Raw genomic sequence first — 24,887 nt, 5'->3', positions numbered from 1 at the left:
TGAAAGAATGTTCCCGAATGACGGACGGAACAATAAGATAACCTTAAATGAGGGGGTCAAAAAATTATGATGAGATCTATGTTTTCTGGTGTATCAGGATTAAAGGCACACCAGGCAAAAATGGACGTTATTGGTAATAACGTTGCAAATGTAAACACATTAGGTTTTAAAGCAGGAAGAGTTACCTTCCAGGAAATATTCAACCAGACATTGAGAGGTGCCGGAGCGCCTGACGCTGCCACTGCAAGAGGCGGTACAAACCCAATGCAGATTGGTTTGGGTATTGCAGTTGGTTCAATCGACAACCAAATGACTGGCGGAAGTCCGCAAAGAACCGATAACCCTACTGACTTGTCTATTTCAGGAGATGGCTTCTTTATAGTGAAGGGTTCAAATGCTGATACCTTTAAATTCACCAGAGCAGGAAACTTTGGTCTGGACAAGTTAGGAAATCTGGTGTCAGGCGACGGTATGAATGTGTATGGTTGGACTAAGTATGAAACATTAGGTGATGGTACGGTAAAGTTTGATACTGAAACCCCGATTGAACCGATAAATCTGTACTCTGATGCAACCAACGGCAACAAGAAGATTATAGCAGCGAAACCTACTTCATATGCAGAATTTTCAGGAAACTTGAATTCGGCTTATGCTGTAACTACAGGTGCTGGCTCACAGTTTTCAGTACCTTTTACCATTTATGATTCTTTAGGAAATGCGCATCAGTTGTCGGTTAATTTTAGAAAAACTAGTGATGCGGTAACTGCGCCTATTCTTGATAAAGATGGTAAAACAGTTATTACGGCTCCTGCTACACAATGGACATACAATATTACGGATGAGGATAAGAATACTATATCATCATCCCCTGAGCCTACACTTGTGTTTGATGCAAATGGAAAGTTGTCAAAGGATGTTCCTGCTTCTCCTGATAATATCACTTTAGAGTATGATCAGGGCTCTACTAGTGGTACTAAAAAAATTGATGTAACTCTTGACTTCAAAAAATTAACACAGTATGCGGCAGATAGTTCCGTAAAGCCATCTAATGTTAACGGATATACAACAGGTAATCTTGTTACCTTCAACGTTGGTTCTGACGGTATGCTAACAGGCGTTTACAGTAATGGTCAGCAACAACCGTTGGGACTTATAGCACTAGCAGGCTTTGATAATCCTGCCGGCTTGCAAAAGGTTGGAGGAAACCTGTTTATTCCGACAACTAACTCCGGTGACTTTATTAAAGGCGTTCCGGCAGGTTCACAGGGTGTAGGTACATTGAGTCCGGGTACTCTAGAAATGTCCAATGTAGACCTTTCAAGAGAGTTTACGGATATGATTATTACACAGAGAGGTTTCCAGGCAAACAGCAGAATAATAACAACATCAGATGAAATGTTGCAGGAGCTTGTAAACCTAAAGAGGTAATTTATTAGTTAAAAATAACTACTATAGACTAAGGCTTAAAGCCTAGTCTATAGTAGTAAAATATCGATTTAGGTCCTGTTTTGTAAATTGTTGAGATTTATCTATTGTGTTTTTGGAGCAAAAATATTATGATAAGATTAACCAGGTTAAACAAGACGTTCTTTGTCTTGAACAGTGATTTAATAGAGTGTTTTGAGAGTACACCAGATACGGTTATAACACTTACCAACGGTAAAAAATATGTAGTATGTGAGAGCGTTGATGAAGTTGTTAAAAAAGTAATGCAATTTAAAGCCGGTATTTTAAAATACGCTAATGAAAATTAGCCCTAAAGTTCTGGAAATAAGATAAACCTTAATAAATAATGTGTTTACATTTTATATGCTAATGTAATTATTTGCTGGATACATAAGCTTGAAGGGGGATATAAATTTGGAGGGAAAAAGCAGCTATTTTATTTTATTGGTGATCGTGGCTTTTTTATCGATTACACTTGCTTTCCTTGCAATAGGGTTTTTCTTTTTTGGAAACAACAACTCCAGGGCGGATAAGGAAGCAGTTGTTGTAACCAATACGGTACCATCCGATAATGATCTTGCAATGAAAACAATTTTTGAAAACAGGAACTTTAACCTTAAAAAGACAGACGCTAAACAAGTAGCGGTTATATCTGTCAGTGCAAGTATGAAGTACTATAAAACCACTGATGACTTGAATGAAGAAGAAGTAGCCGCAAAGATTGATTTCTATTCAAAGGAAATTAATCAGACTATAGGCACTTATTTTCAAGGATTAACTCTTGACGATGTTAGTCAGCTTGATGCTAAGAAAAAAGCTTCAGATTATCTCACTAAAGAGATAAATGAAATATTGACTCAAAATGAAAAAAAGACAAGTCCACTTGTTTATAATTTAATCTTTGACTACTGGTTATATCAATAGGGGGTGAGCTTGTGGGTGATATACTTTCTCAAAATGAGATTGATGAGCTGCTAAAGGCTTTAACAACAGGCGACATAGATGTTCAGCAGATTCAATCAACAAAAACCGAAAAGAAAGTTAAAATTCATGACTTTAAAAAACCGCCTAAGTTTGCAAATGATCATAAAAGAACATTGCAATTTATCAATGAAAACTACGCACGACTTGTTCAGTCGTTTTTATCGGGATATTTAAGATCATTGGTACAGGTAGATGTTTTATCGGTGGATGCCCTGCAATATAGTGAATTCAGTAACTCTTTGGCAAACCCGATAATTCTTGCCATTGTTGATTTTACTCCATTAAATGGTTCAGTTATATTTGAAATGGACCCTAGCATTGCGTATGCACTTATTGATAGGATTCTTGGGGGCAGGGGTGCATCAATGGAGCGTGTCCGTTCATTTACAGAAATAGAAATAGCTATTATTGAGAGGATTATCATTCAGATGCTCAATTTAATGAGAGAGCCTTGGGAGAGTATAATTGCAATAAAGCCAAGGCTTGAAAAAATTGAGACAAATGCGCAGTTTGCACAGATAATTCATCCAAACGAAATGGTTGCTTTAATTACTTTGAATGTTGTAGTCGGAGAAGTAAAGGGTATGATTAATATTTGTATTCCGCATATGACAGTTGAACCTATTATGCCTAAGCTCAGTACAAAACTTTGGTTTACCAATGTTGAGAATGAGAAGATTGAACATAATAAATCCGATATTGAGTTTAAGATTGAACATACGTATGTTCCGGTCAGGGCAGTATTAGGAAGGACTTCCATAAGCATAAGCGAGTTTCTTGATTTACAGAGCGGTGATGTTTTGCCTCTTGATACAAATGTTAATGGAGACCTTGAAATATTGGTAGGTGATTTACCTAAGTTTAACGCTAAACCAGGTGTAAAAAAGAATAAAGTGGCAGTTAAAATTACTGAAGTTCTTAGAAGGGAGGAAGATTAATGGGAGATATGCTCACACAAGCAGAAATAGATGCACTATTGAATGGTACTTCCTCTTCAGAAGAACCAGACGACGCAACAGGCAGCAATAGTACAACTGAGACTTTAACATCACAAGAAATTGATGCGCTGGGTGAAATTGGAAACATAAGCATGGGTACTTCTGCAACAACTCTATTCACTTTATTATCCCAGAAGGTAACAATAACTACTCCTAATGTAACACTATCTACTTGGGAGGAGTTATCCAAGAGCTATTCTTCTCAGTACGTTGCTGTAAAAGTAGAATATACAGACGGATTGATTGGCTCGAATCTTTTAATCTTAAAGCAGGATGATGTTAAGATCATTACTGATTTAATGATGGGAGGAGAAGGTGTCAAAATAGAAGGCGATCTGACCGATCTTCATTTAAGTGCAATCAGTGAAGCCATGAATCAAATGATTGGGTCCTCAGCGACATCTATGTCGTCCATGTTTTCCAAGAGGATTGACATATCACCGCCAAAGGCTTATACTGTAAGTTTTGACAGCAGTGATCCATATGGTGAATTTAAGCCGGATGAGCAGTTGGTTAAAATAGCATTTAAAATGGTTGTTGGAAACTTGATTGATAGTGAAATAATGCAGTTGCTTCCAATTAAGTTTGCCAAGGAACTTGTGTCATCATTATTGAATTCAACAGAAGATAAACGGGATTCTGTAATACCTGAACCGCCGAAAACTCCTGTTCCACCACAGCAGGCTCCTTCGTTCAGTAATCAGAATACATACATCGAGCCACCTGTTCAGCCCGTAATGCAGCCGCAAATGCAACAGTCGATGATGCAACAGCCGATGATGCAACAGGCTATGCCTAACTTTGGCTTTGACGGAGGTTATCAGGAGCCTCAAAGGCAAAGGAGTCCTGTAAATATTCAGCCTGCACAATTTCAGGCTTTTGATGATGGGCTTTCAGCAGCAGAGAAAAAGAACATAAGCCTTATTATGGACTTGCCTCTGCAAGTAACAGTTGAACTGGGAAGAACTCAAAAATTAATAAAAGATATACTTGAGTTTGGATCGGGTTCAGTAATTGAGCTTGATAAACTGGCTGGTGAACCGGTAGACATATTAGTCAATGGTAAAGCTATTGCCAAGGGAGAAGTTGTTGTTATTGATGAAAGCTTTGGTGTAAGGATTACAGATATAATTCATCCATCAAAACGATTATAGTTATAAAATCAACAAATTGTTAAGGAGAGATAAGTTATGGGGAAGAGTATTTTAATTGTTGACGATGCAGCATTTATGAGGATGATGATTAAAGATATTTTATCAAAAAACGGTTATGAAATAGCTGCAGATGTTGACAATGGGTTAAAGGCAATCGAAAAATATAAGGAACTTACTCCTGATTTGGTAATAATGGATATCACTATGCCTGAAATGGATGGTGTAACAGCAGTTAGAGAGATTAAAAAAATACATAGTGATGCTAAGATTATCATGTGCTCAGCTATGGGACAGCAGGCTATGGTTATTGAGTCAATTCAAGCAGGTGCAAGGGATTTTATAGTTAAGCCATTCCAAGCAGATCGTGTTGTAGAAGCAGTAAAGAAAGTTATCGGTTAATAAAAAACAGGCTTTAAATTGTGATATCCTGCTGAGTGCTGAGAAAGCTGTATGTTGAAGGAATTTGTTTCTATTGCCATACAACTTTTACTGATAACAGCAGGATATTTTGTAATGGATGGGTTAGCCGGACTTAGAAAGCATGTAAGTATTTTAATAACATAAATTGCAGAGGGGCTTATTGAATTATGGGGAAGGTATTTACTGTTATACTGGCTTTTATAGTAGTTATGGTTCTATTGCTTCTGACTACAAGGTATCTAGCCTATAAGTCCAAGAAAATGCTTAAAGGAAATTACATGCAGATTATTGAGACGCTTAACCTTGGGACTAGTAACAGGATTCATCTTATTAAAGTCGATAAAGAATTTTTTATTGTAGCTGCTTCAAATAAGAATGTCGAATTTTTATCACAAGTAAGTATAAATGATTATCAAGAGCAAGAAGTAAAAAATCCAATTTCAGAGGTTGTTGATTTTACATCAATACTGAAAAAATACACTAACGGGTTAACCTTTGGTGTAAAGACGACTAAAGAAAAAGTTCCTGAACCCTCACAAAATGAAAATGAGAGTGAGAATAATGTGGTATTCAGGAGTAATTTAGAAAAACTAAAAAACCTGTCTAATAGTATGAATAATCATCGGAGCGAAAATGGATAAAAAGAGGAAAATTAAAAGGTTAATAGTATTTACCGGAATTCTGGTTGTTATTTTTTGCTTAATGGGCGGACAAGCTCTTGCTGAACCAACAGTATCTGTTACTAAAGACGGCATAAATATAGGCGCATCCAGTGACCCTAAAGAGGTTTCTTCAAGTATACAGCTTTTAGTAACATTAACAGTTCTGGCAATTGCACCTTCAATATTGATTATGATGACAGGCTTTACCAGGATAATAATTATTCTGTCCTTTTTACGAAATGCTCTTGGAACACAGCAGATGCCGCCTAATCAGGTATTAATAGGTTTAGCTTTATTTATTACACTGTTTGTTATGAGTCCCGTGTTGTCTGATATCAATGAAAATGCATTTCAGCCCTATACTAACGGAAAAATTTCACAGCAGCAGGCTATAGATAAAAGTTCTCAAAGTATTAAAACCTGGATGGTTAAGCAGATTTTCAGTAATAAAAGGGAAAAGGATTTGGAGTTATTTATGACTCTTGGAGGTCAGAAGGACCCTGTAAAGGTTCAGGATGCTTCTAAGCTGTCACTTACCATAGTTGCTCCGGCCTTTTTAATAAGTGAACTTACCGTAGCATTTAAATTTGGATTTTTGATATTTCTTCCCTTTTTAATAATTGATATGGTTGTATCAAGTGCATTGATGTCAATGGGTATGATGATGCTTCCTCCAATAATGATTTCATTGCCTTTCAAGATATTACTTTTTGTCCTGGTAGACGGATGGTCTATGCTTACTCAGTCAATTATTACTAGTTTCGCCCGGTGACGAGCCGGGAGGATAAAGTTGGTTTGTATATTGAGTAATAGTTTTACGTTAGTGTATAGAGGGGTGGATTCTCAATGGACGAGAGCAGCATTATAAACATCGCACAAGAAGCTTTAAAAGTAATATTGTATGTATCCGCACCTATTCTGTTAATCAGTATGGTTGTCGGTTTGGTAATAAGTATTTTTCAGGCAACTACACAGATTCAGGAGCAGACTTTGACCTTTGTTCCGAAAATTTTATCGGTTGTGGCTGCCATAGCACTTTTCGGCTCATGGATGTTGAGAGTATTGATAGAATATACACAGAATATATTTATAAACATTAATCAGTTTATAAAATAATTTGGGAGTTGAGGTCATTGCAGATACCTTTTGGTATGTTGCTTAACAATGTAGAACTATTTCTGCTTATATTTGTAAGGATGACAGGCTTGTTTGTAACAGCTCCCATTTTTGGAAGAAGGAACATACCTGTATACTTTAAAGTTGGATTTGCCTTTATAACTGCTATTTTAGCGTCTAGTGTCATAAGGGTTGATCATATAATTAATACTGATAATTTTTTAATTTTTGCTTTATATATATTAAAAGAATTTTTAGTAGGTATAATAATAGGATTTGTAGCTTATGCCGTATTTACATGTATATATCTGGCGGGACAGATTATTGACATGCAGATTGGGTTTGGAATGGTAAATGTTTTTGATCCAATGTCAAATATACAGATTCCTGTTACTGCAAATCTTTATTTTATATTGGCAATGATAATTTTTTTGGTGACTAATGGGCACCACATGCTGATTAAGGCATTATATGAGAGCTTTCAGATTGTTCCGTTAGGAAGCGGAGTAATTGGCCCCAAGCTTACCGATGATGTAATAGGTATTATATCGGGAGTATTCAGTATGGGTTTCAAAATAGCCGCTCCCGTAGTAGCCGCAATTTTTATTACTGACGTAGTTTTGGGAATTATATCAAAGACCATACCTCAAATGAATGTATTTATACTTGGTATGCCTTTGAAAATATTTTTAGGTATACTTATTGTTATGATAACAATACCTGCTTTTGTATATATAGTGACAGTTATTACAGATGACATGAATACACAGATATTCAAGTTCCTTAAGGATATGGGGAATTCCTTGAAAACATAAATATTTATTCGGCGCCAATTGGAGGGTGGAATGAGAAACCCCATAACAAACAATATATTTGAAGCAGATTGTAGGTTGGAATTAAATTATCAGCTTTTTGCATCCGGTGGTGCAGAGGATAAAACCGAGAAAGCAACTCCAAAGAAGAAAAGTGATGCAAGGAAAAAAGGCCAAGTATTTCAGAGCAGAGAAGTGTCAGCATCACTAATCCTTATTGTAACTGTTGTTGCAATGAGGATATTCGGCGGTACATTTTATGCACAGCTTACACAATATTTAAAAAAGACATTTAATGATTATCTTACAGTTAAGGATGCAATAGATTTTAATATACTTGCAAATCTATTTATTGATGTCTTAATGGTTCTGGCAAAAACGGTGCTTCCGCTACTTTTAGTAGCGTTTCTTACAGCCCTGATCGTTAATTATGCACAGGTCGGGATACTGTTTACTATGGAAACCTTGAAAATCAAGGGAGACAGAATAAATCCTTTAAGCGGCTTTAAAAGGATATTTTCTTTAAGGTCGGTAGTAGAACTTTTAAAGTCAATTATTAAGATAATAATTGTGGGTTGGGTAGCGTACTCATATCTCAAATCAAAAACCGAACAGGTTTTAACACTGATTGATACTGATTTGATGAGTGTATTGATATTTATAGCTGATGCAGCATTCACCGTGGCTTTAAGAATATGTATGGCTATGGTGATTCTAGGGTTTGCCGATTATCTATACCAAAGATATGACTATGAAAAGAACCTAAAAATGACTAAACAGGAAGTTAAAGAAGAATATAAACAGATGGAGGGAAATCCTGAGATTAAGTCCAAAATCAAGCAGAAACAGCGTCAGATGTCGCTGAAAAGAATGATGCAGGATATCCCCAAGGCTGATGTGGTTATAACCAATCCTACGCACTTTGCCGTAGCGTTAAAGTATGATTCGGAAAAGGCGGCTGCACCATTTGTTGTAGCAAAGGGGCAGGATTATGTAGCACTTAGAATAAAACAAATAGCCGCTGATAACAAGGTGCAGATTGTTGAAAACAAGCCATTGGCTAGAACATTGTACAGTACAGTAGACATCGGACAGGCTATTCCGCCTGATCTATACCAAGCTGTTGCGGAAATACTTGCGTTTGTATACAACTTGAAAAACGGCGGTAAGGCAGGATAGCGACGAAGTTTTTACTTACGAAAAGGGGGACAAAAAGTGGCAAAGCTTAACAATTTTTTTGTACCATTAATTGTTGTACTTGCAATTTTAAATCTTATTTTGCCAATACCTACAGGCGTGTTGGACTTTTTACTTGCAGTAAATATAATACTTGCGGCTATAATTATGCTCAATACAATATATCTTAAAACGGCACTCGATCTTTCCGTGTTTCCAACGTTGATAGTCGTTACAACTATATTTCGTCTGTCACTTAATGTTACGGCCACAAAGCTTATTCTGGCAAATGGTGAAGCAGGTCATGTCATCAGGGGTTTCGGACAATTTGTAGGAAGAAATAATCTGGTTGTTGGTTTTGTTATATTCTTTATAATTATGATTGTTAACTTCCTTGTAATTACAAAGGGTTCTGAAAGAGTTGCAGAAGTTGCAGCGAGATTTACATTGGATGCTATGCCCGGTAAACAGATGGCTATAGATGCCGATTTGAATACAGGTCTTATAAATGATGCAGAAGCAAAAGAGCGAAGGAAAAAGATACAAAGAGAAGCAGACTTTTATGGTTCTATGGATGGTGCCAGTAAATTTGTAAAAAATGATGCCATTGCAGGTATTATTATTACATTGATAAATATCACAGGCGGTATCATCATAGGAGTTGTTATGCTAGGGAAGGATGTCGGTGAAGCCTTACATACATATACAATTCTGACTATAGGTGATGGTTTGGTAAGTCAATTGCCTGCACTTATGCTGTCAACAGCTACAAGCTTTATTGTTACACGTGCAGGTGCAGATTCTGATCTTAACAAGGATGTAGTAAAGCAGTTATTCTATAATCCCAAAGTTCTTATTATAGCAGCCCTACTCAGTATCGGAATGGCGCCGTTTTTAACCCCCGTGCCATTTCTAATTCTTGCTGCTGTCCTACTTATCGTAGCTTATAAAATTAAACAACTTCAACAAGAAGCTGATAAGGATGAGGAAGTGCAAATTCAGGAAAGTGAAGTTGAGGAAATCAGAAAACCTGAGAATGTTGTCAGCCTTCTTCAAGTTGACCCTATTGAACTTGAGTTTGGTTACGGTATTATCCCTCTGGCAGATGTAAATCAGGGGGGAGATTTGCTGGATAGAGTTGTTTTAATCAGAAGACAACTGGCACTTGAACTTGGTATGATTGTTCCTGTTATCAGATTAAGAGATAACATTCAGATAGGGCCAAATGAGTATATTATTAAAATAAAAGGTACTCAGGTGGCAAGGGGAGAATTGTTGTTTGACTATTTCCTTGCAATGAATTCAGGGGATGTTGACGAAGAGCTGGAGGGTATAAAAACCATAGAGCCGGCATTTGGTTTGCCCGCAATATGGATTCAGGAAAATCAGAGGGACAAAGCAGAAATGCTTGGATATACTGTTGTTGATCCACCTTCAATTATAGCAACACATCTTACCGAAGTTATAAAGAAACATTCATTTGAATTGCTTGGAAGACAAGAAGTACAGGCATTGGTGGACAATATCAAGCAATCTTATCCGGCTATTGTTGATGAACTTGTTCCTAAGATTATGAGTATCGGTGAAATACAAAAAGTACTTGCAAACCTGTTAAAAGAAAATGTAACAATAAGGGATATGGTTACCATTATGGAAACTTTGGCTGATTATGCTCCTGCCACTCATGATGTTGACATGCTGACTGAGTATGTGCGTCAGGCTTTAGGAAGGTCAATATCGCAGAAATTCCTTAACGGAAATACAAATGTAATTACACTGGATCCTAAGGTAGAGCAAATGATACTGGATTCCATACAAAAAACGGAATTTGGCTCATATCTTGCTCTTGACCCTGCTGTATCAAACACAATAATAAACAGCGTTTCAAAAAATGTTCAGAGATTAATACAACTTGGAAGTCAACCGATTATACTGGCTTCACCTGTTGTAAGATTATATTTTAAACGTATGACAGAAAATGTAATTCCAGGTTTGGTGGTTTTATCTTATAATGAAGTTGATTCTGGGGTAGAAATACAATCAGTAGGAACAGTCAGTGTTTAATGGAGACTAATAAGAGTAGTCTATTGCAAACAAATCCGGAGGTTAACGTATGAAAATAAAGCGCTATATGGGTAAAAATACACAGGAAGCTTTGCTGAAAGTCAAAATGGATCTGGGAAATGATGCAATTATATTGAGTACAAAAAAAGTAAGGCAAAAAGGCTTTAAAAAGTATTTTACCAGTCCTATGATGGAGGTAATGGCTGCAATAGATGATGATTCAGCAAAAACGTCCAGAAAGGAGTTAACAAGACCTGATAATTCCTTGGAAAACGATGTAAGCCCTAAAAATATGCTGTCACAAAAAGAGGAAAAAATAACTCAGCTAGAGAATAAAGTAACTAAAATAGAGACTTTATTGGATCGTATACTTGACATTATAAAACCGGAAAACAAAAGTGCTGATGTTGCTAAAAGTGATGAAACTGCACAATTGTCACAGGTTTTTCAATTATTATACAATAACCTGCTGAAAAATGAAGTAGATCAGGATATTGCACAGAAGATCATAGAAAAAGTCGCTGAGAAGAGTGATGCAAGAAATATTAATGATGCATCAGTCGCTATGTTATCTGTTATATCTTCAATATTGGGCAAGGCAGAACCTATCAACTTCAGGCAGGATGGCAAGCCAACGGTAATACTGTTCGTGGGCCCTACCGGTGTAGGAAAAACAACTACACTTGCTAAACTTGCTGCTTCATTTATGTTGACTAACAATAAAAACGTCGGTTTTATAACTGCTGATACTTATAGAATAGCTGCTGTCGACCAGCTAAAGACTTATGCAGAGATACTTGGAATACCGATATCAATTGCATATTCGGTAGAGGAAATTAGCAGTCAAATAGAGAATTACAGTGACAAGGATGTAATACTTATAGACACTGCAGGCTGCAGCTACCGGGATAAACAAAAGTTTGAGGAATTACAAAAAATCATAGAAGTCTGCAATGCAGATGAAGTATTCCTTGTACTGAGTGCAACGGTAAGCTCAAAAAACTGCAGAGATATAATTAAAAATTACGGATTTATACCAAATTACAGACTTATCTTTACAAAGCTTGATGAAACGCCTGTTTATGGCAGTATACTCAATACAAAATGCTACTCGGATAAACCTTTGGCGTATATAACTAACGGACAAAATGTACCCGATGATATAGAAGTGGTGAACACAGAAAAGATATCAAAAAATCTACTGGGGAGTATAACATAATATGATAGATCAAGCTGATAAGTTAAGGCAGATAGTTAATAATCTTAATAAAACGGAAAACCCGCAGCAGCCTCAAAACTTAGCAGAACAAAAGCGTGCAAAGGTTATTACTGTCACCAGCGGAAAAGGTGGAGTAGGTAAAACAAATGTTACCGTTAACCTTGCAATAGCTCTTAGTCAAAGAGGCTACAGAGTTGTAATAATTGATGCTGACTTGGGTTTATCAAATATAGATGTCGTATTTGGAATAGTTCCTAAATACACAATGCTGGATTGTATTAAAAATGGCAAAGGTTTATTGGATATATTGTGTGACGGACCGGGTAATATAAAATTTATTTCCGGTGGGTCAGGGGTACAGGAACTAATTAATCTTGACAAAAGTTCCTTGGAAATTTTTATGGCAAATATGTCATTACTTGATCATATTGCTGATTATATTTTAATAGATACAGGTGCCGGTTTATCTGATACTGTTATGAATTTTGTAATGTCTGCGGACGAAGTTGTTCTTGTTGTAACACCCGAACCGACGTCAATTACTGATGCATATGCATTAGTAAAGACTGTGTCAAATATAAAAAAGGACTGTGCTATAAATGTTTTGATAAACAGAGCTGAAAGTGAGCAAGAGGCTAGAAATGTATACAATAACTTTGCAATGGTTTCTGAAAAGTTTTTAGGTATGAAGCTTCAGTCCTTGGGTTATTTGCCCTTTGATCAGATGTTAATAAAATCAGTAAAGCTTCAGAAACCGTATTTATTAAGCTATCCTAAAAATTACACCAGCAAATTGTTCATAGAACTTGCTGATACACTCATAAAAAACGACATAAATCAACAAAAAAATACACAATCTGGCATTAAAGGTTTCCTGAACCGTTTTGTTGGGTTGTTTACTCATTAATAAGAGAGTATACTATAATTAGATAGGATTATTTTGGTATGTTTTATAATTTTAACGGGGAAAAAATAAAAATTTATATTTAAAGTATATAAAATTGGCTACAAAGACATGAAGAAGATAATAGGATAATAGTAGGTCAGCAATGAAACTTCTAATAAAAGGCTGAGGTAACCAATGAGTTTAAATTTAAAAAAGAACAATCCAATAAAGGTATTGATTGTAGATGATTCTGCATTTATGAGAAAAGTGTTATCAGACATGCTTAACTCAGATAATTCTATTTCTGTGGTTGGTACTGCTGTTGATGGCAAGGATGCATTGGAAAAAATACATCATCTGCATCCGGATGTGGTAACATTAGATGTAGACATGCCTGTAATGGACGGAATTAACTGTCTGAGGCAAATTATGCAGAGAATTCCAAGACCCGTAATAATGTTTGGAAGTGAAACAGAGTATGGTACTGAAATGACCATAAGAGCACTGGATGAAGGTGCAGTTGATTTTGTTGTAAAGCCCAAGAATATATTTGAAATTAAAAATGATTCTAAACGAAATGAAATAATAGAAAAAATTATTATAGCTAAAAATATTAAGCTAAAATCTATTCAGAAAAAGTCGATAGATAATGATAAAAGAGTGACCTCAAAAAGCACAAAGCCTGTGAAAAATATTATAGCAATCGGAAGTTCTACAGGTGGACCAAAGGCATTGCAAACGGTTATACCTTATTTACCGAGAGATATGTCCATAGCAGTTCTGGTTGTTCAGCACATGCCTCCCGGATTTACAAAGTCTCTTGCAGAAAGACTGGATAGTAAGAGTGACTTGATAGTCAAAGAAGCAACCCATAAAGAAAAAGTACTTGAGGGTTATGCATATATAGCACCGGGGGACTCACACATGAAGATTCAAACATCTGCAAATGGTGATATAATAATTAATTTGGACAAATCTCCTCCTGTCGGAGGACACAGACCATCAGTAGATGTTATGATGACTTCTTTGTCGGAAACTGGGCTAAAAAATATAATCGGTGTTATTCTGACAGGTATGGGTGCTGATGGGAGTGTAGGAATTAAAAAATTAAAGGAAGTAAATAAAAGTTTTATAATAGCCCAAGACGAAGAAACAAGCGTAGTTTATGGAATGCCGAAAATGGCAGTACAAACCGGTGCAGTAGACAAAATAGTATCACTTGATAAAATTCCAAGTGAAATAATCCAATATTTGGGGGTGCGTTAAAATGGATATGAGTCAGTATTTACAAATATTCATAGAGGAAGCAAAAGAACACGTTCAGAGCTTGAATGAATGTCTTTTGCAGATAGAAAAGGATCCTGAAGATAAAGATGTGTTGAACGAGATTTTCAGGGTAGCACATACACTTAAAGGAATGGCAGGAACCATGGGCTATACAAAAATGACAAAGTTGACCCATGATATGGAAAATGTTCTTCATGCTATTAGAAACGATGAAATCAAGGTTACTTCAGACCTTGTTGATGTATTGTTTAAGTGTCTCGATGCACTTGAAAATTATGTAAACAGTGTAGTTAATACCGGCGGCGAGGGCGATAAAGAATATAAAAATGTAATAGACGCTCTAAATGAGATACTTGCCAATAAGGGTACTGTTAAAACTCCGGAGAAAACAAGAACAGCAGAGAAGGCAGAACAGCCTGTTAATGAGGGTAAATATTTAACTGCACAGATGCAGCTTGATGAGTTTGAGAAAAATGCAGTCAACAAAGCAAAAGATATGGGCATTAATGCATTAAAGATTACTCTGGTACTTAACAGCGGTTGTTTGTTGAAATCAGCGAGAGCATTCATATTGTTCCAGACGTTGGAAAGATATGGTGAAATTATAAAGTCACAGCCTTCAGTGCAAGATATTGAAGATGAAAAATTTGATAATGAATTCACAGTAATTGTAGTGTCAAAAGAAAATGAACAACTTTTTGCAAAGGAATTGAATTCCATAGCAGAGGTCGATGAAGTAATTATAACCACTCTTGAAAAGTTTGATGCTGACAGTTCGTCTTCAGTTGCAGACGAAAATAAACCTGTTTCTGAGACAAAAGCCAGTGAAACTGCGCAGGAGGCTCAAAAACATGCCGTTGAGAGTCAGGAAGCTGCAAAACAAAGTGCTAATAACGCTCCTAAAAAAACACAGAGAACAGTCAGAGTTGATATAGACAGACTTGATGTTTTAATGAATCTGGTTGGAGAACTTATAATAACAAAGACGAGACTTGAAGGAACTGATATAACCGAAAAGCCTCAGGAATACCATGAAACTCTTGAATACCTTGAAAGAATAACAACTAATCTGAATGACGCAGTTATGAAGGTAAGAATGGTTCCTGTTGAGACCGTATTCAATCGCTTCCCTAGAATGATCAGAGATATTGCAAAGGATTTGGGAAAAGAAATAGAATTGAAGATGTCGGGTGAGGAAACAGAACTTGACAGGACTGTTATTGATGAAATCGGAGATCCTCTTATCCACTTGCTCAGAAACTCCTGCGACCACGGTCTGGAATCTACCGAAAAAAGAAAAGAACTTGGTAAGTCTGAGCTAGGAAGAATCAACCTTACAGCATACCAGTCAGGAAATAACGTATTAATTGAGGTTGAAGATGACGGTGCAGGCATAAATATAGAAAAGATAAAGAATAAAGCTGTAGAAAACGGTATAATAACTAAAGAAGCTTCCAGTTCCATGACTCAACAGGAGGCTATAGAGCTTCTTTTCAGACCAAGCTTCAGCACAGCCGACAAGATTACAGGATTGTCGGGGAGAGGTGTGGGCCTTGACGTAGTTAAAACTAAAATTGAGCAGCTTGGAGGTACGGTTGAAGTTGAAACGCAAAGCGGTAAGGGAAGTAAATTTATTATTAAATTGCCGCTGACTCTTGCAATATATCAGGCATTATTGGTAAATGTAGGCGGAGAAAAATATGCCATACCGTTAGGTGCGATTTATCAGATATACAATTGGTCTGCTGAAGAGGTTAAAACAGTTCAGGGACAGGAGGTTATATTGCTTCGTAACATGGTTGTGCCTATCACAAGGCTTGCTGATTCTCTGGAGGTTCCAAACCGTGATGAGCAGGCTAACCAGAAGCAGTTGAAGATAGTAATTGTGAGAAAAGGTGAAAAGCTGACAGGACTTGTTGTAGACAGTGTTATAGGACAACAGGAAATAGTTATTAAGTCCTTGGGCAAACTCCTGACCGGAATCAAGTATTTAGCAGGGGCTACAATACTTGGTGACGGAAATGTGGCATTAATAGTTGATGTAAATTCCATTACTTAACGATGAGGACTATAATTTTCATATGCGGATTTCGGACAAGGATTCGTAAATAAAATAAAAAAATGGCACAGACCGGAAAGATGCATTATACATTACTTTAGTCTGTGACGGAAATGGAGATAAATATGGCTGACTTACAACTTCAAGAATTTGAAACAAAACAGTTTATTGTATTTAGTCTCGGAGAAGAGCGTTTTGGTATTGACTCACTAAAAATTACCACTATAGACAGAATGAAAACAATAACAAGGGTACCTAAAACACCACCGTATATTAAGGGTGTTATAAATCTAAGAGGAGACATAATCCCTGTAATGGATTTAAGACTAAAATTCAATCTTCCTGTAGCAGAAGAGACAGAAGAAACACGTATAATAATTTTGAAGCTTGAAGAAGTTTCTATAGGGGTCATAGTTGATCAGGTACTTCAAACAATACAGCTGGGCGGAGAGTCTATTGAGAGTGCTGCAAGTTTGATGAACAGTACTATAGCGGACTATATATTCGGAATTGGTAAGGTTGACGGAGAAATTGTAACACTTCTGAATTTCGATAAGCTTGTTAAAATATAATTGTTTAAATATAAAAATAGGGGTATGAGTGATGTCAATTAGTTTTGATGAATTAAACAATATTCAGATGGATGTACTTAGAGAGATTGGAAATATAGGAGCAGGAAATGCAGTAACTTCTTTGGCCAAAATGATAGACAAAAAAGTGGATATGGCTGTACCCGAAGTTAAAATAATGGGATTTGACAGGGTAAGTCAGATTCTTGGCGGTGAAGAAATACTTGTCGTTGGAATTTTGCTTAATGTAACCGGGGATATAACTGGTAATATGATGTTTATTTTGGACATTAATGCTGCTAGAAAACTGGTAAATATATTACTGGGTTCCAATGATGAAACTAATCTGGATTTTAACGAATTGGAGTTATCTGCACTAAAGGAAATCGGTAACATACTAACGGCATCATATCTTTCAGCATTGGCTGGCTTGACAAACTTAAAAATATTGCCTTCTGTACCTGAACTGGCTATTGACATGGCAGGTGCAATACTGAGTGTACCGGCAATTGAGTTTGGTAAGGTCGGCGATTCGGTATTGTACATAGAGACTGAGTTTAGTGAAGGTATTACAAGGGTTTTTGGAGACTTTCTACTGATACCTGATGTTGAATCATACGAGATACTATTAAGAGCATTGGGAGTTATAGAATAATGGATATTGAAATTATAAAGGTCGGTATGGCTGACCTTAATTCATCGCGTCATCCTTGTATGATAACTACATTAGGTCTCGGTTCATGTGTGGGGGTTGCCCTGTATGATTCTACATCAAAAATAGCCGGATTAGCACATGTTATGCTGCCTTGCAGCGAACAGGCAAAAAATAACAGTAATATTGCTAAATTTGCTGATACGGCTATAGTAAAATTAGTAGATGACATGATAAAACTTGGTGCAAGGAAGGACAGAATAGTAGCAAAACTAGCCGGTGGAGCCCAAATGTTCGTATTCAATCAAAGTTCGGATTTAATGAGAATAGGATACAGAAATGTGGTTGCATCAAAGGAAAAACTCAAACTATTAAATATTCCCATCATATCAGAGGATACAGGAGGAAATTACGGACGTACCATAGAACTGTATTCCGATGATGGAAGACTAATGATAAAAACAATCGGTTTTGGAATAAAACAAATATAGAGAGAAGATATGATTTTGTTTTACAACTGAGGTGTAAGAATGGAGACAATCATGAAAATACCGTTTCTATTTGCATTGTTTGCAGCTATTATTACAGGATTAATCGGTATTAGCAATAATAAAAGTTTGAATCAGACTTGTATATATATGATAATTGCAATGGTAATCTTTTATTTTATCGGTACACTATTAAAAGCTACTATTACCGGCATTGTAGGAGAACAAAACAAGCTGAAGGAGCAGGCTGAAAAGGAAAAGAAGGAAGAGGAAAATCAGGAGAGATTGAGAATAGAAAAAGAAAAGGCGGAAAAATTGGCCAAAGAGCAACATTTAGGTAACAACCTGGATTTAGTTGCAGATAGCAATCTAGACGATGGCTTTACTCCACTAGATTTATCACAGGCAGTGAGGACTAGAATGAAAGAGTAACTTTAGTGATATTTATAGTAAGATACTAATTGGAGGACTAACATGTTTAGCGAAAGTATTAATCATCTGTGGAAACAGTATATTGAAACTAAAGATGCTTCTGCAAAAGAAAAGCTAATAATTCAGTATGCATACCTGATAAAGTATGTTGCTGGAAGGTTAAGTATATATTTTGGTTCGAATGTGGAATTTGATGATTTGGTTGGATACGGTGCATTTGGCCTTATAGATGCGATAGAAAAATATGATCTCGCTAAGGGTGTTAAATTCGAAACATATGCCTCTTTAAGAATAAGAGGTTCAATTATAGATAGCATACGTGATATGGATTGGGTTCCAAGATCACTGAGGCAAAAAAATAAGGAACTCGAAAAAGTATATGCTGAAATAGAAAACGAAAAAGGCCATACTGCAACCGATAAGGAAGTTGCTGAGAAAATGGGATTGGGTATGGACGATTTCTATAAATTATTAAACGACGTAAATGTGTCCTCAATGATGTCTCTTGATGAGTTCATGGAACAAAATTACGAGAGAGGGCTTGAAATATTCAGTGAAAGTACTGAGGACAAACCGGAGGCTTCCCTGGAATTTAATGAAATGAAGCAACTTCTTGCAGATTCTATAGATAAGTTACCTGAGAAAGAAAAAGCAGTAATTACATTCTATTATTTTGAAGAACTGACTTTAAAGGAAATAAGTGCTATAATGAATGTAACCGAATCAAGAATTTCTCAGTTGCATACAAAAGCACTACTTAGAATGAAGGGAAAGCTGTTTAGGCATAGGATAATGCTTGAATCGTAAAGGAGAAAATATGGTAGAACAAAAAGATTTAAAAATTTTGGTAACGGTTTCACCAGACGAGCTAAAAGCTTTTATAACACTTTACAACACCGGAGACAATTTAGCAATTAAAAAAGATGATATTATCGGTGCTCTTGACAGTCAGAGAGTAGTTTTTGGTATCAAGGAAGATATAATAGAATATCTTGTTGAAAGCCCAATGTACAACGAAGCGTTTTGTGTAGCGGAAGGTATCGCACCCCAAAATGGTAAAAATGGGATGGTTACATATCATTTTAACACTGATGTTAACAAAACTCCAACTCTAATGGAGGATGGCAGGATAAATTACAGAGAGTTAAATCTGATTCAGTCGGTTCAGGAGGGGCAGGTACTTTGCTCTTTGGTTCCTCCTGTAAAAGGAGTGGAAGGAAAAACCGTTAAAGGTAGAGTTATCCCTGCTGTAAGCGGTAAACTTGCGGTACTCCCAAGAGGTAAGAATGTTGCAATATCTGAGGATGGACAAAATCTTGTTGCAACTACTGCGGGAGAGGTTGAATATCTGGATGCTACGAAAGTAAGCGTATATACAAATCATGAAGTTCCTGCTGATGTAGATAATTCAACAGGAAATGTAAGTTTCGTAGGAAGCGTTATTATAAAGGGAAATGTTTTATCAGGTTTCTCAGTAGAAGCTGGTGGAAATGTTGAAGTATTTGGGGTTGTTGAAGGTGCAACAATTAGAGCCGGCGGGAATATTATATTACGACGGGGAATGCAGGGTATGGGTAAAGGAACACTCATTGCCGGCGGTGATATAGTAGCTAGATACATAGAATACAGCAGCATAGAAGCAAGTAACAATATTCAGGCAGAAGCCGTAATGCACAGTAATGTAAAATGTGGGAACAAGCTTGAGCTAACCGGAAACAAGGGACTTCTGGTGGGAGGTACGTGTAAGGTCGGCAACATTGTAGTTGCTAAGGTTATCGGATCACATATGGCTACAATTACAGATGTTGAAGTAGGTGCAGATCCTTCTGTAAGAGAAAGATACAAAAATGCAAGAGAAGAAATGATTTCAATGGAAAGTGATATAAAAAAGGCAGATCAGGCAATTACAATATTACGTAAGATGGAAAGTGCGGGTGCATTGACTCCGGATAAGCAGGAGATTTTAACAAAGAGTGTCCGGACAAAAGTATACTTATCAACAAAGATTGAGGAAGTAAAGCATGAAATTGCAATTTTGGATGAAAAGTTGCAACAGGAAGGCAATGGCAAGATACGTGCATTAAGTTATATTTATCCCGGAGTAAAGGTTTCAATAGGAACATGTATGATGTATGTAAAGGAACCTCTTCAATACTGTACCTTGTACAGAGACGGAGCAGATGTACGTGTTGGGCCTATTGACAAGTAATAAGAGATCGGCTAATGCTCTTTCCATATGCTTATTACAAGTATTTCTAAGGATTGTTTAGTTAAATAAATCCGGCATAGGGGGCGGTTTTTTTGTCAATAAAACCTATAGATTTTCAGATGGTAATTCCAAAGACATCTGAAGTATCAAAGATTTATAACGACGACGTTAATAAAAATCAGGCAATTCAGCAGCAGCAGCAAACAGCCAGTCAGACGAAAATAGACAATAATCTGAAACAGGTTGTTAATAGAGAAAATGTACAAAACGGTCGTGTTAAAGAAAAGCAGGAAAAAGACAATTCAAGGCAGAATGAAAAGAAAAAGAAACGGCAGAATAAGGATGATGACAGACCCACAATAGACATTCGGGTCTGATAAAAACAAATGATAAGTTCTAGAGGTGGATATGGGAGCATTTTACGTTACTATAATATTCTTGGGAGTTATTTTGGTAGCAGTATCTCTTTTCCTTATTATAATGGATAGGGCTAACGGTAAAGACTTTTTTAAAGAATTTGATCGCAAAAAGGACGAGATGTTTGGTTTAATTCAGGATTCAGAAGAAATGATACATGAACTTAACAGAATGTCTGATTACGTTGTAACAGTAATTTCTGAAAAAAATCAGGAATTTTTCAAGAAAGTTAAAGATTTAGATAACCAAGACAAAGTTCAAGAAAAACCTGTTAACAAAATTCAACAACAGACACAAATAGAGGAGCCGGTTATTTCAACCCCGGAGCTTTCAGCTGAAGTCGATAAAATTAATCAGCAAATCAATCAGGATATTCAGAAGCTTACAAATATCCAGAGCTACAAGAATATGCAAAGCGGTAAAAAACAGCAAAATGAGCCAACCAATGAAACAATTGATACCAAGGAAGACGATGAGAAGCCTTCAAAATTAGTACTCAACAGCAGAAGAAAGCAAGTACTGCAATTAATTGAACAGGGCTTGAGCAATGACGAAATCGCAGAGAAAATGAAAATGGGAAAAGGTGAAATCGGACTTATACGTGGTTTAAGCAGCAGTAAATAGTGCAATTTACAATTTAAAGTGATATTTGCATAGGAGTATACAGATGAGAAAAGTGCACGAGAAAAGTATATTGTTGGGAATCGGTATCGGAATGATTATAACCGCAATAGCCGGGATGATTTATTCCGGGGGGACACAAAAGGAACTAACCAAAGATGAGATAATCAGCCGTGCCAAGAGCTATGGCTTGATTGAACCGGTTAAATTACTTAATGAAAATAATTCAGCAGCAGACAGTACAGTTGCTGATACGACAAGCGAAAAGTCACCGGGAGTAAGTACAGTTTCTCAGGCTTCAACAGAGGTTGCGGATAAAGCAAGCACCGCAAACAAAGAGAAAACAGGTACTGATACTAACGAACGAAATATTGTAATTAAAATAGAAGACGGTCATATTTCTAACGAGGTAATGAAACAACTCCTTGATAAAGGTATTATAACAAGCGAAAAAGATTTTACCAATGTTATTCATTCTTACAAGGCTTCCAGAAAGATTATTTCGGGAACATATAAGTTTAAGAAAAATGAGGATTTAGACTACCTCGTAAAGAAAATATGCGGTATTAAATAGCTTGTTAAAAATTATTAGTTTTTTATAATTTTAGTATTGCGTTATCTTATTTTCTGTGTTAATATATACAAGCAGCAGATGTTATGTATGCCGAAGTGGTGAAACTGGCAGACGCACTGGACTCAAAATCCAGCGGTAGCGATACCGTACCGGTTCGATTCCGGTCTTCGGCACCAAAAAAACAAGGGTTTCAGCGAATAGCTGAAACCCTTGTTTTTTGTTTATATGTGGTTTTGCTAAAGAAGAAAATAATTATAAAAAGGTTAGGGACACCCACATAATCTACATGAAATTTTGCTAGTTTGGCGAAATTTTAACAATATCTTATTTAATATCATCTACTTTTAGTTTGTTTCTTGTTTTTTACCTTTTTTCAAGTACGGGTTTAAAATATCAACGAATAAAATATAAAAGGCAGTATCAAAAATAATAAATGTAAGGAATACTTCAATTATAATTTTACTATACTGATCTTTAGATATTGTACCGAATCCTAATATTTTTATTAACTCTATAGCTCCTACCATAAAAAAATCTACATTCTTACATAAATATGCAATTCCTGCAATTAGATAAAGGATGAATCTAGTTACTTTTAAGGCAGTAACATTGTATATATCAAGAGAAATATCTTCTTTGTCCTTACTTAAACTGAAATACTTTGCAGCTTTTGAGAAAAAATAAGGTAAAAATCCAAATAAATACGCTTCTACCAATACTAAAATTGTCCCCGTCAAAAAATAGAGGTTATCATAAGTTAATTTCCCATTACCCAGATATGATATAAGTACTACGGTTAAAACAAAGAGAATTAAGCTCAGTAAGACATAAATACAGGCTACAATCATCGCACCAATAGGTCTATACTCAATTTGCAGAATTCTAATTAATGGAGGGCTTAATAATTTATTTATTTTTTCGATTTTAATTGATAGATTTTTATTGATATCTTTTATACTGTTTAGTATTAAAAGTACTCCAAGTATTAGAAATGGAACCAACACAAGTGCAGATAGAGTTCTTATAAATATATTAATATAGATATTAACCTTAAGTGTATAACTCCATTGAAAGAATTTAATATAACCCATTATAATTCCACATGATATTATTAAACCAACAAAAAGAATTGTAATATTAATATTTTTGTATGATATTTCAATATCAGTATCTTTTAAAATGGTTGGAGTAGGCTGATTATTAAGCATTTTACTTTTTATCAATTTGTTTTTTTTAGATTTTCTTTTTTTCTCTCTCTTCATATACATATCCTTTCTTGGAAAATATGAGGTAAATCTCTATTTCAATAAGCTATCTGAAGTTAACCTCATCAGCTACTAATCTACACTTATCACAACTATAGTCCATAAATGATTTATTATCTTCTTCTAGTTTCCACGGTAATGAACAAATAGGACATACTGGTTTATGAGAAGAATAATATCGGAATAGATAGTAATAAAAAGGCTTTTCAGTGGCATTTTCGAATGCTGTACATATTTCATGGCCTAATTTTGATAAATCTGATGTGGGTTTTGATAACCTCTGATATGCTACTCGCTCAGCAATTCCTTCAAGAAATAAACGGTTGCATGCTTTATAAGCTTTCTGCCATCCAAGGACAGAATAATACTCGTCTTCGCCTAGAATTTTAGGTAATCTATACAGCGGGACTGATTTGCCGCAATCACCACAAACAACTGGAGACTCATTAGTTGTATAGTACGAGTATAACATATACCAGCTAGGTGTTTCACAGCTACAAGTTTCTTCATAATCCGAAGATTTACCTAATAATTGGATTGTAGGCTCTTGGGTACAAAGGGTAAGTAGTTTTATATAAAATTCATTTACGTATTTATTTGCGTTCCTTAAGTCCAGAGAATCCTGCTCAGGAGCCAATAAGTAAGTTATAAACTTGTCTTCCTGAAAAATTGTATTGCAGTCATTCATCAGAATCTGACCGTTTTTAATTAAAGCTCCGAAGTACCAAGCTTGCTCTTCTTTAAACTCGGAATAGCAGTTTTCTCTTTGATGTTTACTTGGATAAGTGGTTACTGTAAATAGAAACATAAAATAACCTCCTAACGTATATCTAAATAAAAAGATTAGTTTATATAGAATTGTAATAGGGAAGTTCCTGCTTATCACCTTGATAGTTCTCACCGTATTATGTATTAATAACACGAATTTTCCCAATTATTTGACTATTTAAATTTATCAAGTTCTTTAATTCCAACGGGTCTGTAAAGTTTCATTATTATCCACCTCATTTATTAATACAATGATTATACCAAAAGTAGGTATGTAATAGAATAATCATTTATTTCTGATTTATTTGGATAGCCAAGTTAATCAGTAGTTTTTTGAGGTAAATGATAAACGAGATACAGATATTATACAACCCTTTCGAGATTAGAAATTAGAATAATAAAAAATGGTTTCAAGCCATGCAAATTAAGGATTACTGACGAGTAAATCCTTAACCTTACAAAAAGTTCTCAAATCGGCTTCTCAAGGCTCAATTTGTTGATAGCAGTATTGATTATAATTTGTATATTTTTACAATATTATCTTTATATAATTATCAATATGTAATATAATGTAATATAAAATGAAATTCACCGAATGCATTCAATGAA

The 24,887-nt window shown here is 35.7% G+C and carries 27 protein-coding genes and 1 tRNA gene; 26 read left to right on the top strand and 2 right to left on the bottom strand.

Annotated features, from left to right (window positions below; genetic code table 11):
* Positions 1 to 66: 66 nt before the first annotated feature.
* The 26 genes from CLO1100_RS11600 (at position 67) to CLO1100_RS11475 (ending at position 22,421) form a co-directional block, all read left to right on the top strand.
* Positions 67 to 1,428 carry a flagellar hook protein FlgE gene (locus CLO1100_RS11600; protein ID WP_014313939.1) on the top strand — a complete coding sequence of 454 codons (1,362 nt, stop codon included), beginning with the start codon at positions 67 to 69 and terminating at the stop codon, positions 1,426 to 1,428.
* 128 nt (positions 1,429 to 1,556) lie between these two features.
* Entirely contained in the window at positions 1,557 to 1,754 is a 198-nt protein-coding gene (locus CLO1100_RS11595) for a flagellar FlbD family protein (RefSeq protein ID WP_014313938.1), read from the top strand.
* 106 nt (positions 1,755 to 1,860) lie between these two features.
* Positions 1,861 to 2,370: a flagellar basal body-associated FliL family protein gene (locus CLO1100_RS11590; protein ID WP_014313937.1), complete on the top strand. Its 510-nt coding sequence runs from the start codon at positions 1,861 to 1,863 to the stop codon at positions 2,368 to 2,370.
* A gap of 11 nt (positions 2,371 to 2,381) precedes the next feature.
* Entirely contained in the window at positions 2,382 to 3,368 is a 987-nt protein-coding gene (gene fliM, locus CLO1100_RS11585; RefSeq protein WP_014313936.1) for a flagellar motor switch protein FliM, read from the top strand.
* Positions 3,368 to 4,582 (top strand): flagellar motor switch phosphatase FliY, encoded by a 1,215-nt coding sequence (gene fliY, locus CLO1100_RS11580; protein WP_014313935.1) that lies wholly within the window; start codon positions 3,368 to 3,370, stop codon positions 4,580 to 4,582. The genes fliM and fliY overlap by 1 nt, the downstream gene beginning before the upstream one ends.
* Positions 4,583 to 4,618: 36 nt before the next feature.
* Positions 4,619 to 4,981, top strand: a complete 363-nt coding sequence (locus CLO1100_RS11575) for a response regulator (protein WP_004621994.1) — start codon at positions 4,619 to 4,621, stop codon at positions 4,979 to 4,981.
* 188 nt (positions 4,982 to 5,169) lie between these two features.
* The gene (locus tag CLO1100_RS11570; protein WP_014313934.1) at positions 5,170 to 5,643 is read left to right on the top strand and encodes a flagellar biosynthetic protein FliO; all 474 of its coding nucleotides are present in this window, start codon (positions 5,170 to 5,172) and stop codon (positions 5,641 to 5,643) included.
* Positions 5,636 to 6,436: a flagellar type III secretion system pore protein FliP gene (gene fliP / locus CLO1100_RS11565; RefSeq protein WP_014313933.1), complete on the top strand. Its 801-nt coding sequence runs from the start codon at positions 5,636 to 5,638 to the stop codon at positions 6,434 to 6,436. The genes CLO1100_RS11570 and fliP overlap by 8 nt, the downstream gene beginning before the upstream one ends.
* A gap of 74 nt (positions 6,437 to 6,510) precedes the next feature.
* A complete protein-coding gene (gene fliQ / locus CLO1100_RS11560; RefSeq protein ID WP_014313932.1) occupies positions 6,511 to 6,780 on the top strand; it encodes a flagellar biosynthesis protein FliQ in 270 nt (89 codons plus the stop codon).
* A gap of 17 nt (positions 6,781 to 6,797) precedes the next feature.
* Complete coding sequence (gene fliR, locus CLO1100_RS11555) at positions 6,798 to 7,595, top strand: flagellar biosynthetic protein FliR (protein ID WP_014313931.1); 798 nt, start codon at positions 6,798 to 6,800, stop codon at positions 7,593 to 7,595.
* 30 nt (positions 7,596 to 7,625) lie between these two features.
* Positions 7,626 to 8,771 (top strand): flagellar biosynthesis protein FlhB, encoded by a 1,146-nt coding sequence (gene flhB, locus CLO1100_RS11550; RefSeq protein ID WP_014313930.1) that lies wholly within the window; start codon positions 7,626 to 7,628, stop codon positions 8,769 to 8,771.
* A 36-nt stretch (positions 8,772 to 8,807) separates the two neighbouring features.
* Positions 8,808 to 10,832, top strand: coding sequence for a flagellar biosynthesis protein FlhA (gene flhA, locus CLO1100_RS11545; RefSeq protein ID WP_014313929.1), 2,025 nt, complete (start codon positions 8,808 to 8,810; stop codon positions 10,830 to 10,832).
* Between the two features lie 49 nt (positions 10,833 to 10,881).
* The gene (gene flhF / locus CLO1100_RS11540) at positions 10,882 to 12,051 is read left to right on the top strand and encodes a flagellar biosynthesis protein FlhF (RefSeq protein WP_014313928.1); all 1,170 of its coding nucleotides are present in this window, start codon (positions 10,882 to 10,884) and stop codon (positions 12,049 to 12,051) included.
* A 1-nt stretch (position 12,052) separates the two neighbouring features.
* Positions 12,053 to 12,958 carry a MinD/ParA family protein gene (locus tag CLO1100_RS11535; protein WP_014313927.1) on the top strand — a complete coding sequence of 302 codons (906 nt, stop codon included), beginning with the start codon at positions 12,053 to 12,055 and terminating at the stop codon, positions 12,956 to 12,958.
* Positions 12,959 to 13,132: 174 nt separating this feature from the next.
* Positions 13,133 to 14,203 (top strand): chemotaxis response regulator protein-glutamate methylesterase, encoded by a 1,071-nt coding sequence (locus CLO1100_RS11530; RefSeq protein WP_014313926.1) that lies wholly within the window; start codon positions 13,133 to 13,135, stop codon positions 14,201 to 14,203.
* A 1-nt stretch (position 14,204) separates the two neighbouring features.
* Positions 14,205 to 16,283, top strand: coding sequence for a chemotaxis protein CheA (locus CLO1100_RS11525; RefSeq protein WP_014313925.1), 2,079 nt, complete (start codon positions 14,205 to 14,207; stop codon positions 16,281 to 16,283).
* 125 nt (positions 16,284 to 16,408) lie between these two features.
* Complete coding sequence (locus CLO1100_RS11520) at positions 16,409 to 16,855, top strand: chemotaxis protein CheW (RefSeq protein WP_014313924.1); 447 nt, start codon at positions 16,409 to 16,411, stop codon at positions 16,853 to 16,855.
* Between the two features lie 31 nt (positions 16,856 to 16,886).
* Complete coding sequence (locus tag CLO1100_RS11515; RefSeq protein WP_014313923.1) at positions 16,887 to 17,507, top strand: chemotaxis protein CheC; 621 nt, start codon at positions 16,887 to 16,889, stop codon at positions 17,505 to 17,507.
* Entirely contained in the window at positions 17,507 to 17,995 is a 489-nt protein-coding gene (locus tag CLO1100_RS11510) for a chemotaxis protein CheD (protein ID WP_014313922.1), read from the top strand. Before CLO1100_RS11515 ends, CLO1100_RS11510 begins: the two co-directional genes overlap by 1 nt.
* 39 nt (positions 17,996 to 18,034) lie before the next feature.
* Positions 18,035 to 18,424 carry a hypothetical protein gene (locus tag CLO1100_RS11505; protein WP_014313921.1) on the top strand — a complete coding sequence of 130 codons (390 nt, stop codon included), beginning with the start codon at positions 18,035 to 18,037 and terminating at the stop codon, positions 18,422 to 18,424.
* Between the two features lie 42 nt (positions 18,425 to 18,466).
* Positions 18,467 to 19,231, top strand: a complete 765-nt coding sequence (locus tag CLO1100_RS11500) for a FliA/WhiG family RNA polymerase sigma factor (RefSeq protein WP_014313920.1) — start codon at positions 18,467 to 18,469, stop codon at positions 19,229 to 19,231.
* Positions 19,232 to 19,241: 10 nt separating this feature from the next.
* Positions 19,242 to 20,633 carry a FapA family protein gene (locus tag CLO1100_RS11495; protein WP_014313919.1) on the top strand — a complete coding sequence of 464 codons (1,392 nt, stop codon included), beginning with the start codon at positions 19,242 to 19,244 and terminating at the stop codon, positions 20,631 to 20,633.
* Between the two features lie 92 nt (positions 20,634 to 20,725).
* A complete protein-coding gene (locus CLO1100_RS11490; RefSeq protein ID WP_014313918.1) occupies positions 20,726 to 21,010 on the top strand; it encodes a hypothetical protein in 285 nt (94 codons plus the stop codon).
* Positions 21,011 to 21,041: 31 nt separating this feature from the next.
* A complete protein-coding gene (locus CLO1100_RS11485) occupies positions 21,042 to 21,674 on the top strand; it encodes a response regulator transcription factor (RefSeq protein WP_014313917.1) in 633 nt (210 codons plus the stop codon).
* Between the two features lie 43 nt (positions 21,675 to 21,717).
* Positions 21,718 to 22,245: an ABC transporter substrate-binding protein gene (locus CLO1100_RS11480; RefSeq protein WP_014313916.1), complete on the top strand. Its 528-nt coding sequence runs from the start codon at positions 21,718 to 21,720 to the stop codon at positions 22,243 to 22,245.
* 89 nt (positions 22,246 to 22,334) lie between these two features.
* Positions 22,335 to 22,421: transfer RNA gene (locus CLO1100_RS11475), tRNA-Leu, on the top strand.
* A 168-nt stretch (positions 22,422 to 22,589) separates the two neighbouring features.
* Here CLO1100_RS11475 and CLO1100_RS11470 read toward each other — a convergent pair.
* Both CLO1100_RS11470 and CLO1100_RS11465 read right to left on the bottom strand, forming a co-directional pair.
* On the bottom strand, positions 22,590 to 23,507 hold the full coding sequence (locus tag CLO1100_RS11470; RefSeq protein WP_014313915.1) for a hypothetical protein: 918 nt from the start codon (positions 23,505 to 23,507) through the stop codon (positions 22,590 to 22,592).
* A 49-nt stretch (positions 23,508 to 23,556) separates the two neighbouring features.
* A complete protein-coding gene (locus tag CLO1100_RS11465; protein WP_014313914.1) occupies positions 23,557 to 24,318 on the bottom strand; it encodes a DUF2310 family Zn-ribbon-containing protein in 762 nt (253 codons plus the stop codon).
* Positions 24,319 to 24,887 lie beyond the last annotated feature (569 nt).

The organism is Clostridium sp. BNL1100 (assembly GCF_000244875.1).
Lineage (GTDB): Bacteria > Bacillota > Clostridia > Acetivibrionales > DSM-1351 > Ruminiclostridium.
The sequence above is the reverse complement of the archived record's forward strand: the minus strand, read 5'-3'. Positions and strand labels throughout refer to the sequence as shown.

Bases quoted from the DNA above. Each gene is read 5' to 3' on its own strand.
- CLO1100_RS11575 (WP_004621994.1), top strand. From the start codon at position 4,619: ATGGGGAAGAGTATTTTAATTGTTGACGATGCAGCATTTATGAGGATG.
- CLO1100_RS11470 (WP_014313915.1), bottom strand. From the start codon at position 23,507: ATGAAGAGAGAGAAAAAAAGAAAATCTAAAAAAAACAAATTGATAAAA.
- CLO1100_RS11600 (WP_014313939.1), top strand. From the start codon at position 67: ATGATGAGATCTATGTTTTCTGGTGTATCAGGATTAAAGGCACACCAG.
- CLO1100_RS11480 (WP_014313916.1), top strand. From the start codon at position 21,718: ATGAGAAAAGTGCACGAGAAAAGTATATTGTTGGGAATCGGTATCGGA.
- CLO1100_RS11495 (WP_014313919.1), top strand. From the start codon at position 19,242: ATGGTAGAACAAAAAGATTTAAAAATTTTGGTAACGGTTTCACCAGAC.
- CLO1100_RS11515 (WP_014313923.1), top strand. From the start codon at position 16,887: ATGTCAATTAGTTTTGATGAATTAAACAATATTCAGATGGATGTACTT.
- fliY (WP_014313935.1), top strand. From the start codon at position 3,368: ATGGGAGATATGCTCACACAAGCAGAAATAGATGCACTATTGAATGGT.
- fliP (WP_014313933.1), top strand. From the start codon at position 5,636: ATGGATAAAAAGAGGAAAATTAAAAGGTTAATAGTATTTACCGGAATT.
- CLO1100_RS11465 (WP_014313914.1), bottom strand. From the start codon at position 24,318: ATGTTTCTATTTACAGTAACCACTTATCCAAGTAAACATCAAAGAGAA.
- flhB (WP_014313930.1), top strand. From the start codon at position 7,626: ATGAGAAACCCCATAACAAACAATATATTTGAAGCAGATTGTAGGTTG.
- CLO1100_RS11535 (WP_014313927.1), top strand. From the start codon at position 12,053: ATGATAGATCAAGCTGATAAGTTAAGGCAGATAGTTAATAATCTTAAT.
- flhF (WP_014313928.1), top strand. From the start codon at position 10,882: ATGAAAATAAAGCGCTATATGGGTAAAAATACACAGGAAGCTTTGCTG.
- CLO1100_RS11570 (WP_014313934.1), top strand. From the start codon at position 5,170: ATGGGGAAGGTATTTACTGTTATACTGGCTTTTATAGTAGTTATGGTT.
- CLO1100_RS11520 (WP_014313924.1), top strand. From the start codon at position 16,409: ATGGCTGACTTACAACTTCAAGAATTTGAAACAAAACAGTTTATTGTA.
- CLO1100_RS11505 (WP_014313921.1), top strand. From the start codon at position 18,035: ATGGAGACAATCATGAAAATACCGTTTCTATTTGCATTGTTTGCAGCT.
- fliQ (WP_014313932.1), top strand. From the start codon at position 6,511: ATGGACGAGAGCAGCATTATAAACATCGCACAAGAAGCTTTAAAAGTA.
- CLO1100_RS11510 (WP_014313922.1), top strand. From the start codon at position 17,507: ATGGATATTGAAATTATAAAGGTCGGTATGGCTGACCTTAATTCATCG.
- CLO1100_RS11525 (WP_014313925.1), top strand. From the start codon at position 14,205: ATGGATATGAGTCAGTATTTACAAATATTCATAGAGGAAGCAAAAGAA.
- CLO1100_RS11485 (WP_014313917.1), top strand. From the start codon at position 21,042: ATGGGAGCATTTTACGTTACTATAATATTCTTGGGAGTTATTTTGGTA.
- CLO1100_RS11530 (WP_014313926.1), top strand. From the start codon at position 13,133: ATGAGTTTAAATTTAAAAAAGAACAATCCAATAAAGGTATTGATTGTA.
- CLO1100_RS11595 (WP_014313938.1), top strand. From the start codon at position 1,557: ATGATAAGATTAACCAGGTTAAACAAGACGTTCTTTGTCTTGAACAGT.
- CLO1100_RS11500 (WP_014313920.1), top strand. From the start codon at position 18,467: ATGTTTAGCGAAAGTATTAATCATCTGTGGAAACAGTATATTGAAACT.